General features: G+C 45.1%; 17 protein-coding genes. 13 read left to right on the forward strand and 4 right to left on the reverse strand.

Annotation, left to right across the window (positions count from 1 at the left end):
• Positions 1 to 4 precede the first annotated feature (4 nt).
• The 3 genes from OC193_RS13940 to cysD all read right to left on the reverse strand — a co-directional run bounded on the left by OC193_RS13940 (position 5) and on the right by cysD (position 4152).
• On the reverse strand, positions 5 to 1729 hold the full coding sequence (locus OC193_RS13940) for an SLC13 family permease (RefSeq protein ID WP_048659290.1): 1725 nt from the start codon (positions 1727 to 1729) through the stop codon (positions 5 to 7).
• A gap of 65 nt (positions 1730 to 1794) precedes the next feature.
• Positions 1795 to 3225 carry a sulfate adenylyltransferase subunit CysN gene (cysN, locus tag OC193_RS13945; protein WP_048662155.1) on the reverse strand — a complete coding sequence of 477 codons (1431 nt, stop codon included), beginning with the start codon at positions 3223 to 3225 and terminating at the stop codon, positions 1795 to 1797.
• 18 nt (positions 3226 to 3243) lie between these two features.
• Positions 3244 to 4152 (reverse strand): sulfate adenylyltransferase subunit CysD, encoded by a 909-nt coding sequence (gene cysD / locus OC193_RS13950; RefSeq protein ID WP_004735271.1) that lies wholly within the window; start codon positions 4150 to 4152, stop codon positions 3244 to 3246.
• Between the two features lie 450 nt (positions 4153 to 4602).
• Between cysD and OC193_RS13955 the strand changes: the two genes are divergently transcribed.
• The 11 genes from OC193_RS13955 to OC193_RS14005 all read left to right on the forward strand — a co-directional run bounded on the left by OC193_RS13955 (position 4603) and on the right by OC193_RS14005 (position 14562).
• The gene (locus tag OC193_RS13955) at positions 4603 to 6579 is read left to right on the forward strand and encodes a bifunctional 2',3'-cyclic-nucleotide 2'-phosphodiesterase/3'-nucleotidase (protein WP_048662156.1); all 1977 of its coding nucleotides are present in this window, start codon (positions 4603 to 4605) and stop codon (positions 6577 to 6579) included.
• Positions 6580 to 6863: 284 nt separating this feature from the next.
• Positions 6864 to 7451 carry a DedA family protein gene (locus tag OC193_RS13960; RefSeq protein ID WP_048662157.1) on the forward strand — a complete coding sequence of 196 codons (588 nt, stop codon included), beginning with the start codon at positions 6864 to 6866 and terminating at the stop codon, positions 7449 to 7451.
• On the forward strand, positions 7448 to 8581 hold the full coding sequence (locus tag OC193_RS13965) for an ATP-grasp domain-containing protein (protein WP_048662158.1): 1134 nt from the start codon (positions 7448 to 7450) through the stop codon (positions 8579 to 8581). Before OC193_RS13960 ends, OC193_RS13965 begins: the two co-directional genes overlap by 4 nt.
• Positions 8582 to 8600: 19 nt before the next feature.
• Positions 8601 to 9143, forward strand: a complete 543-nt coding sequence (locus OC193_RS13970) for a DinB family protein (RefSeq protein ID WP_048662159.1) — start codon at positions 8601 to 8603, stop codon at positions 9141 to 9143.
• A 2-nt stretch (positions 9144 to 9145) separates the two neighbouring features.
• A complete protein-coding gene (locus tag OC193_RS13975; protein WP_048662161.1) occupies positions 9146 to 9895 on the forward strand; it encodes an NRDE family protein in 750 nt (249 codons plus the stop codon).
• Between the two features lie 12 nt (positions 9896 to 9907).
• On the forward strand, positions 9908 to 10345 hold the full coding sequence (locus tag OC193_RS13980) for a YHS domain-containing (seleno)protein (protein ID WP_012604897.1): 438 nt from the start codon (positions 9908 to 9910) through the stop codon (positions 10343 to 10345).
• A 10-nt stretch (positions 10346 to 10355) separates the two neighbouring features.
• Complete coding sequence (locus OC193_RS13985; RefSeq protein ID WP_017096575.1) at positions 10356 to 10799, forward strand: hypothetical protein; 444 nt, start codon at positions 10356 to 10358, stop codon at positions 10797 to 10799.
• 12 nt (positions 10800 to 10811) lie between these two features.
• Positions 10812 to 12566 carry a lysophospholipid acyltransferase family protein gene (locus OC193_RS13990; protein ID WP_048662164.1) on the forward strand — a complete coding sequence of 585 codons (1755 nt, stop codon included), beginning with the start codon at positions 10812 to 10814 and terminating at the stop codon, positions 12564 to 12566.
• 71 nt (positions 12567 to 12637) lie between these two features.
• Positions 12638 to 13204: a Crp/Fnr family transcriptional regulator gene (locus OC193_RS13995; protein ID WP_048659300.1), complete on the forward strand. Its 567-nt coding sequence runs from the start codon at positions 12638 to 12640 to the stop codon at positions 13202 to 13204.
• Positions 13205 to 13261: 57 nt separating this feature from the next.
• The gene (locus OC193_RS14000) at positions 13262 to 13714 is read left to right on the forward strand and encodes a GNAT family N-acetyltransferase (protein WP_048662165.1); all 453 of its coding nucleotides are present in this window, start codon (positions 13262 to 13264) and stop codon (positions 13712 to 13714) included.
• Positions 13714 to 14562, forward strand: coding sequence for a DMT family transporter (locus tag OC193_RS14005; RefSeq protein WP_048662166.1), 849 nt, complete (start codon positions 13714 to 13716; stop codon positions 14560 to 14562). The genes OC193_RS14000 and OC193_RS14005 overlap by 1 nt, the downstream gene beginning before the upstream one ends.
• A 44-nt stretch (positions 14563 to 14606) precedes the next feature.
• Here the strand turns inward: OC193_RS14005 and OC193_RS14010 are convergent, their stop codons facing one another.
• On the reverse strand, positions 14607 to 15191 hold the full coding sequence (locus tag OC193_RS14010; RefSeq protein ID WP_048662167.1) for a LysM-like peptidoglycan-binding domain-containing protein: 585 nt from the start codon (positions 15189 to 15191) through the stop codon (positions 14607 to 14609).
• A gap of 213 nt (positions 15192 to 15404) precedes the next feature.
• On the opposite strand from OC193_RS14010, the gene OC193_RS14015 reads away from it, so the two are divergent.
• Together OC193_RS14015 and OC193_RS14020 are read left to right on the forward strand one after the other, a co-directional pair.
• Positions 15405 to 16025, forward strand: a complete 621-nt coding sequence (locus tag OC193_RS14015; protein ID WP_008220519.1) for an FKBP-type peptidyl-prolyl cis-trans isomerase — start codon at positions 15405 to 15407, stop codon at positions 16023 to 16025.
• 134 nt (positions 16026 to 16159) lie between these two features.
• Positions 16160 to 16654 carry a DUF2780 domain-containing protein gene (locus OC193_RS14020; protein ID WP_019825468.1) on the forward strand — a complete coding sequence of 165 codons (495 nt, stop codon included), beginning with the start codon at positions 16160 to 16162 and terminating at the stop codon, positions 16652 to 16654.
• The last annotated feature ends 269 nt before the right edge of the window (positions 16655 to 16923 follow it).

Consider the following 16923-nt stretch of genomic DNA (forward strand, 5'->3'; position numbering starts at 1 on the left):
AGCATTAAAATGGGAAAAAATAAGGAATTAGGGTCAATACCAAACCCGAATAAACAATCGAGATTGGAATACCAATACGTAGGTAATCCGTAAGATGGTAATTACCTACGCTATAAACTAGTAAGTTGGTTTGGTAGCCGTATGGAGAAATGAAACTAGCACTGGCACCAAATAGTACCGCCATGATAAACGGCATGGGATCGACGCCATAGCCTACCGCCATGCTGTAACCAATAGGAAATGAAAGTGCTGCAGCCGCATTATTGGTAACAAGCTCAGTCAGAACCAAAGTCATAAAGTAAGTCGCAACTAACGCGCCGAACACGCCCCAACCATTAAAGGCCTCCATGAACATCAACCCCATGCGCTCAGATAGTCCTGATGAAATCATCAGTTGAGCAATAGACAGCGCAGAGCCCACGATCACCACAATATCAACCGGAAAACGGCGACGAAGTTCACCAAGTTGTACCACGCCAAATGCCACCAGCAATAGTAAGAAACCAGCTAAGCCTTTGATAATAGGTACTACATCAACAAGAGCAAGGCCAATTACGCTAGCAAAGCCGAGCAACACAAACGTCGATTTATCGGCATCAAGCTTGGCACTCGAATCTAAGTCATTCATCAACACAAACTCTTTGTTGTGTTGTTGGCGCTGTTCTTCAAAGCGTTTACCGGGAACCAAAATCAAGGTATCACCAGCGGTCAATGTGATATTCCCTAACCCACCTTCAAGGCGTTCATGACCACGACGAATAGCAACCACAACTGCATCGAAACGGTCTCTAAACTGGCTGGTTTTCAGTGTTTTGTTACAAAAGCTTGCCGATGAACTCACCACAACTTCAACGAAGCTCTGACCATTCAAATGGTGCTGACCAAACAGAGTCAGTCCTTGGATTTCTTGCAGTGTCGCCACGCTCTCGACATCACCACAAAACAGCAATCGGTCACGAGCTTGAAGAATAAAATCAGGGTCAATCGAAGCCGTGGTTTTACCGTCGCGAATCACTTCCGCTAAGAACAGTTTTCTCAATGCTCGGAGGTTATTTTCACTGACACTACGACCAACTAACGGTGAACCTGGCTCAACTCTGGCTTCTAAGAAGTAAGGCAGATCATCTTGGGAACCATCATCGTAGCTTGGTAAGAAGTAACTCAGAGGGATAAGGATCAACACGCCACCGACCAAGACCGCTAAACCGATCAAGGTTGGTGTGAAAAAGTTTAAACTCGGCAGTCCGGCATCTTCAACAAAGCTATTGATGATCAAATTAGTTGAAGTGCCGATCAATGTCAGCGTTCCACCTAAGATGGCAGCGTATGACAGAGGGATAAGCAGTTTAGATGGCGCATGTTGTTGATTACGTTTGATCGCCCCGATCAAAGAAACAACCACCGCTGTGTTATTAGTAAAAGAAGAAAGTAACGCTGTGGAAATACCTAACTTCGCAACCACAGTACCTAGCCTACCTTCAGAGATATTGCGGCTAACCCAGCTGATTAAGCGAGTTTTCTCCAACGCACTTGATGCGAGGATCAGAAGAATTAAAGTCAGTAATGAGGAGTTAGTGAAATTATTGGCTAAGCTCGACAAGTCGATCATACCAGCCATAAAAGCAATAAACGCCGCACCAGCAAAAATAAAGCTTGGCTTAATACGGGTAACGAGCAGGCAAGTAATAATGCCGAGCAAAATCGCTAATACAAATCCTTGTTGCCACATATACCCGTCCTTTATGGCGGAAACGATCGGTTTCCGCCTGATTCAATAAGCTGTTACTTAGTCGTTTATGACTTCAGTAGTTGGCTTAAATCTTTGGCATCCCAATGAGGGAAATGCTTGCGAACCAATGCGTTGAACTCAAGTTCAAATGCAGAGAAGTTACCCACTTGCTGTTCAACAGAGTCCAAACGGTCTCGAATCAAACCTGCGCCAACCGTCACGTTAGTTAGACGGTCGATAACGATGAAGCCACCGGTATCGGCACTTTCACGGTATTTATCCAGCGCAACTGTCTCGTTCAATGACCATTCACACAAGCCAATGCCATTAAGTGGCAACTCATCAACGGCGTGAGTCGACAGGTTGTTGATGTCGTATTGGTGACGAACGGTTTCAACCTGACCGACGGTTTTCTTGCCTGCGATCTTGATGTCATAAGCTTTGCCCGGTTGTAGTGGTTGCTCTGTCATCCACACGATGTCAGCCAATACGTGGTTAGTAGATTCAATCTGAGCGTTTTCCAACACAATCAAATCACCACGGCTGATGTCGATCTCATCTTCAAGGGTCAGCGTTACCGCCAAGCCCGCTTGTGCAGATTCCAAATCACCATCAAAGGTCACGATACGTGCAACCTTAGACGTTTTGCCTGACGGCAGTGCTTTGATTTCGTCACCAACACTTACACGGCCAGAGGCCACTGTGCCTGCAAAGCCACGGAAATCTAAGTTCGGACGATTCACATACTGCACAGGGAAACGGAATTCTCCCGCAGAACGCTTTTGATCAATATCGACGTTCTCTAACACTTCCAGTAGAGATGGACCTTCGAACCATGCTAGCTCTTTACTTGGTGCAGCAACGTTGATGCCTTCAAGCGCCGAAACTGGCAGGATCTGAATGTTAGTTTCGCCTTCTAGGTTTTCAGCAAACTCTAGGTATTCATCGCGAATCTCTTCAAAACGATCTTGTGAATATTCCACGAGATCCATCTTGTTGACTGCAACGATGAAATGCTTCAAACCAAGCAAGTTAGAAATAAACGAGTGACGACGCGTTTGATCCAGTACGCCCTTACGAGCATCAATCAAGATCACCGCCAGATCACACGTTGAAGCGCCTGTAGCCATGTTGCGCGTGTACTGCTCATGCCCAGGGGTATCAGCAATAATGAATTTACGTTTTTGCGTCGAGAAGTAGCGGTAAGCGACATCGATCGTGATGCCTTGCTCACGTTCAGCCTGCAAGCCATCAACAAGCAGTGCCAAGTCAGGCTTCTCACCTGTAGTACCCACTCGTTGGCTATCCGAGTGAACTGCGGCTAGCTGATCTTCATAAATCTGTTTTGTATCATGGAGCAAGCGACCAATTAGCGTACTTTTACCGTCATCTACTGAGCCACAAGTTAAAAATCTAAGCATAGATTTATGCTGATGCTGACTTAGATAACCTTCAATCCCTAGTTCAGCCAATTCGGCTTCTACTGCACTATTCATTTTTCTTTCCTTAGATTCTTAGAAATAACCTTGGCGCTTTTTCAGCTCCATAGAGCCTGACTGATCATGGTCAATCGCTCGACCTTGACGCTCACTAGACGTAGCCACCAGCATCTCTTCAATAATGCCTGTTAGCGTATTCGCCTCAGATTCAACCGCTCCGGTTAGTGGGTAACAGCCTAAAGTACGAAAACGAACGCTTTTCTCTTCAATCACTTCACCTTCTTGCAGCTCCATGCGGTCATCATCAACCATGATAAGCATGCCATCACGCTCAACAACCGGGCGCTTGTCTGAAAGGTAAAGTGGAACAATATCGATGCTCTCTAGATAGATGTATTGCCAAATATCCAGTTCAGTCCAGTTTGATAATGGGAATACACGAATGCTTTCGCCCTTATTCACCTGACCGTTGTAGGTGTGCCAAAGCTCAGGACGCTGGTTTTTTGGATCCCATGTATGGTTCTTGTCGCGGAAAGAATAAACACGCTCTTTCGCTCGAGATTTTTCTTCATCACGACGCGCACCACCAAAAGCGGCATCGAACCCGTACTTGTTTAACGCCTGCTTAAGGCCTTGAGTTTTCATGATGTCAGTGTGCTTAGAAGAACCATGTACGAACGGGCTACACCCCATCTCAATACCTTCTGGGTTCTTATGTACTAAAAGGTCGAAGCCGTACTTTTTCGCCGTACGATCACGAAACTCAATCATCTCGCGGAATTTCCAATCCGTATCAACGTGCAATAGTGGGAATGGAATCTTGCCTGGATAAAACGCTTTGCGAGCTAAATGAAGCATCACAGAAGAATCTTTACCGATGGAGTACATCATCACTGGGTTATCAAACTCAGCAGCAACTTCACGGATAATATGAATACTTTCCGCTTCAAGCTGTTTTAGGTGGGTTAAACGTTCTTGGTCCATTTCAGTGCTTCCTTTAAGGCTCGCAGTACGAGCAATTCATTACTTGGTCTTGCCAAGCAAGGGATTTAACTCATCCACTTGAGTGAATGGGAGTATTGGCACTAGAAGAAAACAGAAGCTTCATTTTGAGCTATCCTTGCTATTCATCTGCCTGATACGTCCTTGATATAGGCATTATGACGAGCCTCTCATATTACTGGAAATTCTAAAATTTCATTTTTTATTCGAAAAGCTGATAAGGGATGAGATTCATCGATAAATAGGTGAAATGAATGGACTAATACTATCGATGTGATTTGTACATTGATTGAGCAGGTTTGGGAGGCGTCTTGCAGAACACCATAAAGTAATCGATCTAAGTCACGAATTAACATTCGTTGTAATCATTGTTTCATTCGGTTTTGTTACATTACGCAACGAATTTTCTACTATCCACTTTGGAGCTACAAAATGAAAGTTGCAATGAAACCTTTGTCATTGGCTGTACTTGCGGGTCTTGGTTTGACTCTAGCAGGCTGCACAACAACACCAGATACCGATGAAGTGATTAAATTACGTGTCGTAGAAACGACGGATATCCATACCAACCTAATGGATTACGACTACTACAAAGACAAGCCATCGAAGAAAATTGGCTTAGCACGTACTGCAACTCTAGTAAAAGAAGCTCAAAACGAAGTAACTAACAGCGTATTAGTTGATAACGGTGACTTGCTGCAAGGTAGCCCAATGGGTGACTACATGGCAGACAAAGGCATCGAAGCGGGCGAAGTTCACCCTGCATACAAAGCAATGAATCAACTAAGCTACGACGCAGCAAACCTAGGTAACCACGAATTCAACTACGGTCTTGAGTTCCTAGAAGAGTCTATCAACGACGCTGATTTCCCATACATCAGTGCTAACGTTTACGACGCAGAAACCAAAGAACACTACTTCACACCTTACATCATCAAGACGCACACGTTTGAAGATACAGCAGGCGTAGAGCATGAAGTAAAAGTGGGTTACATCGGTTTTGTTCCACCACAAATCATGACGTGGGATAAGAAGAACCTTGAAGGCAAAGTGATCGCTCGTGACATCATTGAGACGGCTAACGAGTTAGTGCCTCAAATGAAAGCGGAAGGCGCTGAAGTTATCGTAGCTATCCCTCACTCAGGCGTATCAACCGACCCGTACAAAAATGGCGAAGAAAACTCAACGTTCTACCTCTCTGAAGTAGACGGCATCGATGCGATCGCATTCGGCCACTCTCACGCAGTGTTCCCAGGCAAAGGTTTTGATGACATCCAAGGCATCGACAACGAAACTGGCACAATGAACGGCGTTGCGGCAGTAATGCCAGGTCGTTGGGGTAGCCACGTTGGTGTTATGGATCTAACACTTGCACAAAAAGACGGTAAGTGGGAAGTCGTTAAAGGCCAATCAGAAGCGCGCCCTATCTACGACAAGATCGAGAAGAAATCGCTTGCTGCAGCTGATGAAGGCATCGTAACAGCACTAGAAAAAGACCACGCAGGTACTCGTGAGTTTGTTAACCAACCGATTGGTAAAGCAGACGACGTGATGTACAGCTTCCTATCTCTAGTGCAAGACGATCCAACAGTACAAATCGTTAACCTTGCACAGAAAGATTACGTTGAACAGTTCATCCAAGGCGATCCAGACCTAGATGGTACGCCAGTACTTTCAGCGGCTGCACCATTCAAAGCCGGTGGCCGTAAGAATGACCCAGCGAACTTCACTGAAGTTGAATCTGGTCAACTGACATTCCGTAACGCAGCTGACTTGTACCTTTACCCGAACACGCTAGTTGCGATGAAGGTAACAGGTCACGAAGTAAAAGAGTGGCTTGAGTGTTCTGCTGGTCAGTTCAACCAAGTTGATGTTAACTCAACAGCACCACAACAGTTGATCGAGTGGGATAACTTCCGCACTTACAACTTCGATGTTATCGACGGTGTTGATTACCAAATCGACGTAACTCAACCTGCGAAATACGATGCAAACTGTAAAGTCGTTAACCCTGACTCACAGCGTATTGTTGGCCTAACTTACCAAGGTAAGCCAATAGACATGAAGCAAGACTTCCTGATCGCAACCAACAACTACCGTGCATACAGTGCTAAGTTCCCAGGTACAGGTGAAGACTTCATCGCATTTGATGCTCCAGATGAGAACCGTACTGTTCTTGCGAACTACATCTCTCACGTAAGCAAAGAGCAAGGTCAAGTTAGCCCAACAGCTGATAATAACTGGTCATTTGCGCCAATCAAAACGGATAACAAACTAGATATCCGCTTTGAAACATCTCCAAGCGACAAAGCGGCAGAGTTCATCAAAGAAAAGGGTCAATACCCGATGAAACGTGTTGCGACTGACGATGTTGGTTTTGCTGTTTACCAGATTGACCTAACTAAATAGATTACCCAGTAATCCATAGTTAGCATTCTGATAGGCTGAGTTTAACGACTCAGCCATTTTCTTTTGTTATTCAGAAATCAACTCCACCGCCCTACTTTTCTCACCGTAAACTCCCGCTAATTCAACACCCAAACAGCACGACTCACACCGTCAATCGATTTAAACCCCCACAAAAAAACACTAATCCGCTGTAAGTTTTTCTCTGCTCCTCCTGTCTATTTAATTTACTACACTCAATGAATGGCCAATAAGCCATTCATTTATAGGATAGATAAGGACATTTGATGGGCACCGTCGAGAGCATTCAAGCATGGTTAAATACAGGAGAGGAATCGCTGCTATGGCTGATGCTTGGCATTATTGCGCTTTCTTACCTGCTTGAAGATCTGGCGATTGTTACAGCGGCAGGTTTAGCAACTCAAGGAATCATGCTTCCTCAATATGCATTGCTTGCCATTTTCATCGGCATTGCCACAGGTGATCTCGGTCTCTATTACCTAGGTAAATCAGGACGTTATTTCCGAGGCGTTCGTTACAAAGCCCTCACTAATAAGTACTTTCGTGCGCTTCGCACTAAATTACGTCAAAACGCTTTCAGCAGTCTTTTTGTCATCCGCTTTATTCCCGGGCTTCGTACCGTCGGTTTTACCTTAAGTGGCTTTTTCGCCATCCCACTGCCTACTTTCTTGTTTGCCGTTATTAGTGCCACCGCGATCTGGACTGGCATTGTCTTCTCTGCCATCTACTATTTAGGGACATCAGCGTGGCTGCAAGCCTCTGAATATCAATGGATCATCATCCCGTGTGCCATCGCTTTGCTGTTTATCGGCAATCGATTAATGAATAGAACCTACTCTAGAGGATTATCATGAGTTCACCGCAAGATATTCGCATTATTCCAGCACATCAAATCAATGCAGGCATGCCCTTGCTTGAAAAAGATACCGTGCGCAGTGTCTCTCCTTATGAGTTTCTTCCAACTTGGTTCTTCTACACGCCAGTGGTGATTCAAAGCCTGATGCAAGGGTTACGGCACTTTGACTGGACGCTGCCGCTCATCGCCAACCCGAGCATCAAGTTAAGCGGTATGGTAGGCGAATCAAAACACGAAATACTGAGCCTTGCCGGATCATCGAGCCAGCGTTGGATCTCTCCGTTTATCACCCTAACCAAAACGGATCTTAGCAGCAAGAAACAAGCTGAAGATGCGCGCAGTGCACTCATACAATCGGATCTCGATTTCCCGATTGTGGCTAAACCGGATCTTGGTTGTCGAGGTGTTGGCGTTAAGCTGATCAACACACAAGATCAACTTGAGCAGTATGTTGAATCTTTCCCAAATAATGCTCGCTTTCTATTGCAAGAAAAGGCGCCTTATCAAGCCGAAGCGGGTGTTTTCTACGTTCGTTACCCAAACAAAAAGCAAGGCGAGATCATCTCGATCACACTCAAATATGCGCCAATGGTGGTGGGTGATGGCAGCTCGACACTCAAGCAGTTAATTGAAAATAGCCCGCGTGCTGGGCAGCTTAGTCACCTGTATCTACCGAGACATGAAGATAAATTGGATCAAGTGCTCGCAGAGGGCGAAGAGTTCCAACTCGCTTTCGCAGGTAGCCATAGCCGTGGCTGTATCTTCCGAGACGGCAATCAATACATCACTCAGGCTCTCACAGAACGCTTAGACGAGATATTCGACGACTTCGATGGCTTTCATTTTGGTCGACTCGACGTCAAATTCAAGGACATGCACAGCCTAATGAACGGCGAGGACTTCACGATCCTTGAGGTCAATGGCGCAAGCAGTGAGGCCGGGCACATCTGGGATCGCAACACACCGCTGCGAGAGATATTTTCGACGTTACTCCTGCAATACCGCATTCTTTTTGATATTGGCGCTCAACAAAAACAAAGAGGCCACCAGCCTCCTTCTTTCAAGAGCTTATTTAACGCGTGGCAAGAAGAGCGACGCCTTGTTCAACAATATCCGACCACCGATTAACTTTGTACGAGGATCATGAATGAACCCCATAGCCCAACCGAGCGCCCTCACTTCTTTCTCTCCTAGTATCAAGGGAGCGGTAGAGATATTGAATCAGGGTTTAGAGTTTTTGTTAGCGATATCTGACAGCGACTATCTGACACGAGCAAAGCCGCACGTCACAAGCTCTATTGGTGAGCATACTCGTCACACGCTCGATCTTTTTCACGCTCTGATTTTAAAAGAGAATGCGACTGTTGATTACAACACTCGTCGTCGTGGCCACCCCGTCGAATTCGACAGGTCGATTGCGTTGAAAGAGATCCATTACGTGATCAACTGGCTTGAACGATTAGACCGCAGAGATCTTGAAGCGCCTATCATGATCCAAACCGAAGTTTCGATGGATACACAAGTGTTCGCCAGCCTGCCTTCTACGCTAGAAAGAGAGGTTACCTTTGCTGCGCTGCACGCCAATCATCATTACGCGATGATCAAGGTGATCACCACCTTCCTAGACATTGAAACCTGCAACACCTTTGGTTATGCCCCAACCACCAGTAGCTATCTGAGGGAGCAATAACTATGTGTTCAGTATCTTGGTTGCTTGAAGAAAATGGCTATCAGGTCTTTTTTAATCGTGATGAGCAAAAGACCCGAGCATTAGCAATGCCACCTAAGCAGTACCGAGTTAAGGGTGTCGATATCATCATGCCACTCGACCCAACGGGCGGTGGTAGCTGGATAAGCATTAATGAGTTCGGGCTTTCGCTATGCCTACTCAATAACTATCAAGGCATTGTTCCAGTTGGTCCTTTGGTCAGCCGTGGTTTGTTACTTAAGAACCTATCCTCAAGTCGTAATATCAGTCAGCTCTCTGAAGCGTTTCATAAGCTCGACCTCCACTCTTTTGCCCCGTTTACCTTGCTGGCTTTCGCACCGAACCTAACTCAACACAATGGTTTGGTGATTGCCTACATGTGGGATGGCATTCAACAAAAGATAGTCGAAACCGATTCTCCGCTCTTCTCATCCGGTGTTGATTTAGAGCGAGTACAAGCCTATCGACAAGCAAAATACGATCAGCTTATGGAAACAGGTAAGAATCAACAGAACTTACTTAAGTTTCATTCTCACCATCACAGCGAACAACCTCATTTAGCGACCTGTATGCATCGTGAAGACGCGCACACCGTGAGCTTTACACACTTACGCAATCTACACGGCCAAGCCTCTATGTTTTACGCACCCGGCTCGCCTTGTGAACCCATTAAACCATGCCAGATAAATCAACAGCGTTTTACCTTCGATTTATCACCAGCAATCAATCTATAGATGGAGCCCATCATGAGAAAACTATTAACCATGGTCATGCTACTTGTTAGCCCATATGTATTTGCCGCCGATGAAATCTACACCGGGTTCTTTAGCAGTAAGGCGCTCGATGGCTACGACACTGTGGCTTATTTCACTTCAGGTAAGCCTATTGAAGGCAGTAAAAAATTCAGCACCGAGTACAAAGGCGCGGACTGGTATTTCTCTTCTGAAAAGAATCTGACTTTATTTGTTAATAATCCTGAAAAATATGCCCCTCAATATGGTGGTTATTGCGCTTGGGCTGTTTCAGCAAAAAGTGATTTTGCACCCGGAGACCCGAATCAATGGACGATTGTTGATAACAAGCTTTACCTCAACTACGACCAAGAGATTAAACAGCGTTGGGAACAAGACCGAGCACAACATATTCAAAAAGCCGACACCATTTGGCCGCAACTGATCAAATAAGGGAATAACCATGACATTCACTCCAGCTAAACATATCCCTGCAGCATTTATTGCGTTTGTGTTCATTCAGTCGTTGTTCTTTAAGTTCACCGGCTCGTACGAGACAGAGCATATCTTTGGAACGCTAGCAACATGGTCAGGCTTAAGCTGGTTCGGTTCGTTTGGCGGCTACTTGATTGGATTCGCTGAATTAATAGCGGCCATTCTATTGTTCACTCGTTGGCATGGCCTTGGCGCCATTATGAGTGTGGGGATCATGAGTGGCGCAATATTCTTCCACCTGTTTACGCCATTAGGTATTCAAATGCCTGAGTTCAATGCAGCGGGTGAAATTGTCGGTTACGACGGCGGGTTATTGTTTGGCATGGCATGCCTAGTTTGGTTATGCGGTGCGTTTTTAAGTGTGAAAGATTTCAAGAATCAAGACGGTTTCCTAAACAACTTTAGTCAATAAGGTAGCTTCATTATGATTGATAGTCCTTTTCGTTTACCACGTTACACACCTTTTGGTTTAGGTGAGTCTGTTGTCGAGTGGGCAACTGGGCTATCTAAGCTAGACCGACTCTACCAAGATCGAAAAAACGAGTTATCTAGCTTTGAATTCATGAATTACACCCTATCGGCGCTCAATATCGACTACTCAGTTGCATCAGGAAGCACGGAAAACATCTCGGAAGAAGGACCGGTCGTGATTGTGGCGAACCACCCACTTGGCGCCATTGAAGGTGTGATCCTTGCTGATCTCGTAGGATCGGTAAGAAAGGATGTGAAGGTATTAGCAAATGAGTTACTCAAGCGACTGCCTGAACTGGATGATCTTTTCATCGGAGTCGATGTCTTTAATAGTAAAGAGTCGAAACGTACCAATGCCAAAGCCATTCGTGATGCCAATCGCCACCTAGCCGATGGCGGGCTGTTGATCGTGTTCCCTGCGGGCGAAGTATCGAGTTATCGTAAAGGGGCAAAAACACTGACGGATATCGAATGGAGCAAATCGGTCGCGAAATTCGTTAAACGTCATCAAGCCACTACGGTTCCTATCTTTATCAATGGTAAAAACAGTGAGCTTTTCTATCAAGCGGGTCGTGTGCATCCACTGTTGAGAACCGCTCTACTCGGGCGTGAACTTCTTAATAAACAAGCGACAACTATCTCTATCTCGATTGGCTCATCGATTCCGTATTCAGAGATAAAATCGTTTGAAAAAGAGATGGATATCGTCAACTACCTACGACTTAATACCTACCTAATGAGTCAACAAGATAGTACGAATACACCAATCCACGCGCCTTCTTTCGATACTCAAGTGATAGCGCCAATATCACCCGAAGTATTGGCAATTGAGGTAGGCTCACTCCCTGAAGAGATGAAGCTGCTCGAACAAGGCGACTTCGAGGTCTACTGCACGCCAAGCCAATCTATTCCAAACTTAATGCGTGAGATTGGTCGAGTCAGAGAAGAGAGCTTCCGTGAAGTTGGAGAAGGCAGTGGGCTTGCTTGTGATTTAGATGAGTACGACCTTTACTACCACCAACTGTTTGTGTGGAACAAAACTAAGGCAGAATTGGTCGGCGCTTATCGACTGGGTATGGTCGACAAGTTAATCGCAGAGCACGGGTTGGACCAACTCTATTCCCGCAGTCTATTTAACTATAACCAAGAGTTTATCGATACGTTAGACAACAGCATTGAGCTTGGTCGCTCTGTAGTGAGCAAGCCTTACCAAAAGAGCCTTAACTCACTGTTATTGCTATGGAAAGGTATCGCAACCTTTGTGTCTCGTCATCCTCAATACACCCACCTATTTGGCCCGGTCAGTATCAGTAATGATTACAGCCACAATGCACGCCTGTTGATCGCGACCACTTTATCAATTCACCACTACGATGAAGAAAAAGCGAATCTGGTTTCCCCTTCTTCACCACTCAATACCAGTAGTCATGTGTTCTGGCAGAATCATCTATTGTCGTCACTGGCGAGTGTGCCCCTACTTTCAAAAGTATTAGCGCGGATGGAACAAGGAAAAGGCCTACCTGTGTTATTGCGCCAATACCTAGGGATGAACGGGAAGTTGGTTTGCTTTAACGTTGACCCATCATTTAATGATGCGTTAGATGGTTTGATTGTCGTGAACCTTAAGAAGGTACCTTTGAAGACCTTAGGTAAATACATGGGTCGAGAACTTGCTCAAGACTACCTAGAGCAACACGCTCGACGCTGATTTAGCCAGAACTGTACCTACACTCAAATAAGTGCGATGATTTCGGCACTTATTTGGGTTAGGTTATTTTCATGCACACCTCTTTTATCGAACAACTGCAAAGCTTCGACTTCTCAGAAAGTCAGATTGAATCTCTAGTCGCCGTCGCCAAGCCACTTGAGCTACCGACCAGACATATTCTTATTAACCAAGGTGAGATGGCTGGCTCAATCTACTTCGTACTTGAAGGCTTGTGCCATGCTTGCTACCTCACTGATGATGGTAAGCAATACAGCAAAGAGTTCTACTGGGAACAAGATTGGATCATCGGCTTTGAGAGTCTGATAAAAAACCAAGCTTCCCCTTACCTATTAGAAACACTCACCCCTATCACAATGTTAGAACTGCCAATGAATGCAGTAATCGAGTGGCGTGCATCGAATAACCCTTTGTATTTAAAGCTGTTAGAAACACAACTGATGCATAAGGAAAACAAAGAACGCTTCATGCTGCTTTATACCCCTGAGCAACGTTACCAGCTTTTCTGCGAACACTACCCAGACCTTGAACAACGCCTCAACGACAATCAAATTGCCGCCTACTTAGGAATAACCGCGATAAGTTTGAGCAGAATTAAAGGTCGAATTAACAATAGTTAATGCCAACAATCATCACGCATAGTACATTCAGAGCATCGATAACCTCTGGATGTAAACATGATCACTTGGCACTCAATTCCTTTCTCTGAACTTTCAACACATCAGCTTTATCAACTACTTAAATTACGAGTAGATGTATTTGTGGTTGAGCAAACCTGCCCTTATCCAGAGCTTGACGGTAAAGACACACTCGCTGGTGTTCATCACCTTCTTGGTTACGTAGATGAGGAGCTAGTGGCATGTGCTCGCTTATTGCCTCCGGGCACGAGTTATGACAACACCAGCATCGGCCGAGTGGCGACCAAGCAATCGGCAAGAGGCGATGGCTTAGGCCACCAATTATTGAAAGAAGCATTAACACACTGTGAGTCTCTTTGGCCGAGTACGACTATTGATATTGGGGCGCAGCAGCACCTAGAGAAGTTCTATGCGAGCCACGGCTTCAAGACCATCTCGCATATGTACCTCGAAGATGACATTCCTCATGTAGATATGAGATTAGAAAAATAATGACGAATATCACTGCCGGTATTCTATTGTTGGTTGCAGGTAATTTGTTTGCCTCGCTTTCCGATGTAGCAGTAAAGCTATTGAATGGCGAGGTACCGCCTCTTCAGTATATTTTTTTCCGACAGTTGATATCTCTGCTGATCATCACCCCACTGTGGTTACAGCAGAAAAAAGAACAACGATGCTTACAGCAAGCCAAAGTAACCTTCATTCGAGGTCAATTAATTCTAATCGGTAGTGGGTGTATGCTGGTCGCGATCACTCACTTGTCTTTGGCAACCGCCAACGCTGTATTTTATGTCGCGCCTTTATTGATGTTGCCGCTCTCTATGTTGTTATTGAAAGAGCAACCTGCACTCGGCAAGGTCATCGCCACTACCATAGGTTTTATTGGTACATTAATTGTATTGAGGCCATCACAATTTCATTGGGCAGCACTGTTTGCTTTAGGTACAGCACTCACCCTCGCACTATTTAATGTACTCGTAAGAAAGCTGCCTAGCGAACAAACTGTTGTCACAACGCTGTGGTGGACAACCCTCTTCTCCATACCTGTATCGTTACTACTGTGCTTGTTGTATTGGCAACCGGTATCTATCGAGCACTTAGGATACATAGCACTCAGCGCAACACTCATCTTGAGCTATAACGGACTTGCGGTTGCCGCCTATCAGAAAGCACACTCAAGCCAAATCGCCTTGGCTGAATATTCAGGCTTGGTGTTTGTCGCGCTAATAGGCGCCATTTGGTTCGATGAGATTCCAGATACATTAACCTTTATCGGTATCATGCTGATCATCTTGCCACTCGCCCCTTTCAAGCGACCAAAAAAAAGAGCTAATGCTTAGCTCTTTTCTATCATACTGTTGAGTTCGTAACTCAAACAAGGCACTTATTTACTACGGCCAAAGCCGCCATCAGACAAGCGGAAGAACATCACCGATGTGTTGCCTTTCTCTAACTGCAGGATATCAAGCTGCCCGGTCTCGGCCAGTTTGAATCGAACTAACTGGCCTTTACGAATCTGACTTAGTGGTTTGTCTGAGCCTTCAATACGCACTAGCGCATTCAAGTCCGACAACGGTAAATCGTTGTTTCGAAAAACCTGTGCTAACGTATCCCCTTGCTTTACGAGGTACTCCTGCCAGTTGTTGTTGCTCGGTTCTGATGAACTGTTCTTGGCATTTTGCTGTTCGCTTAAGCCAACGGTGTTTATCTCTAGCTCAACGCGCGATGTTGTTGGCGCAACGTCTACTTTAGGTTCTGGTAGCGGCACAAAAAGTAATATCAGTACGATCGGAGAAATCACCATCAACAGTCTTTGGTGTAACTTCGGCAATGAGCCCCAAGTTTGCGCTGTCGAGGTTTTCATTTTCTTCACATCGATCGAACTCAATTTCTCTTTGACCTGATTCAGTCGATCCTTGAATTCTGCTAAGTGGTCAACTTTCTGTTTTTTCTTTTGACGACGATTCATACCACTGCGTCCTATACATTGAATAACTACAGTATAAAAACCAAAGTACCAACAGTATAGATCTTTCCGTCACAACAAGGCTCAAAGCGAGAAAATTGACATGGCTGTGATTTGGGCACGGTAAAGCGCAAGTGATCAGAGGCTAGCCGTTTCTTCACGCTGCTAATACTGGTATTCTTACCCTTTTCGTACTGACAAAAAGAGTGACTTTTCATGTCTGAAGTAAAATTTGAAACTGTAGAGCAAAAAGCTAGCTACGGTATCGGTCTACAAATGGGCCAACAACTTGCTGGTTCTGGTCTTGAAGGCCTAAACGTTGACGCAATCGCTGCTGGTATCGCAACAGCTCTAGTTGGCGACATGCCAGCTATCGAAGTTGACGAAATCAACAACGCACTACAAGAGCTACACACTCGTGGTGAAGCTGCACGTCAAGAACTAGCTAAAGCTGCTGCTGCTGACGGCGAAGCTTTCCTAGCTGACAACGCTCTTCGTTCAGAAGTAACGGTTCTTGAGTCTGGTCTTCAGTACGAAGTACTAACTGAAGGTACTGGCGAAATCCCAACTGCAGACAAGCAAGTACGTGTTCACTACCACGGCGAACTAACTGACGGTACTGTTTTCGACAGCTCTGTATCTCGCGGTCAACCTGCTGAGTTCCCAGTAACTGGCGTAATTCAAGGTTGGGTACAAGCTCTACAAATGATGCCTGTTGGTTCTAAGTGGAAGCTATACATCCCTCAAGATCTAGCATACGGTGAGCGTGGCGCAGGTGCTGCAATCCCACCATTTGCTGCTCTAGTATTTGAAGTAGAACTTCTAGCAATTCTTTAATTTTTATAAAAACCTATAGTAAAACAAAATACTATAGGCAAATAAAATTGAAATAATCCAACGGCGATGTGACTACATCGCCGTTTTTCGTTTATAGTGAAAGAGTAAATTACTTTATTACTTAAGGACGAATAATGAAGAAAGTACTCATCACAGTTTTAAGCAGCCTTGCTGTTGTCTCTTGCGCTAGCACTAGTGACTCTGAACAAACCAGTTCATCATCAGATACTAACTATTCCCAACTATCCCAAACTGCACTAATGGCAGCAGTGAATATGTGGTCTCAACAAAACGAAACAACGCCGCTTGCAGATACCGTTGCCGACCAAGCTTCTGTTACCAGCGATCAAGCTATTGGCGGTATCGGTTCAATGTTGGCTCTTGCTCAAAACTCTCTTGGCACTGCTGACAACAAAGAACTTACAACGCTGATTCCTGGCATGTCGACTCTTGAGTCTACGGGGCTATCATCACTACTAAACTCACAAGGCGCAGTTGAAAGTGCCTTTTCTAGTTTAGGTATGGATCCATCGATGGTATCAACGTTTGCACCAATCATTCTGCAAACACTGCAATCTCAAGGCGCAACAAGCGGCTTGATGGATTCACTTGCAGCTATATGGCAATAACCGTTAGTTATTAATAGCTAGCTTAAGAATTTGATAAGGGCACTTCGGTGCTCTTTTTTATGCGTGGAAGAAAAGATATTTGAGATACGAGATACGAGATACGAGATACGAGATACGAGATACGAGATACGAGATACGAGATACGAGATACGAGATACGAGATACGAGATACGAGATACGAGATACGAGATACGAGATACGAGATACGAGATACGAGATACGAGATACGAGATACGAGATACGAGATACGAGATATTTTTGAAAAATGG

The organism is Vibrio crassostreae, from assembly GCF_024347415.1.
GTDB lineage: Bacteria > Pseudomonadota > Gammaproteobacteria > Enterobacterales > Vibrionaceae > Vibrio > Vibrio crassostreae.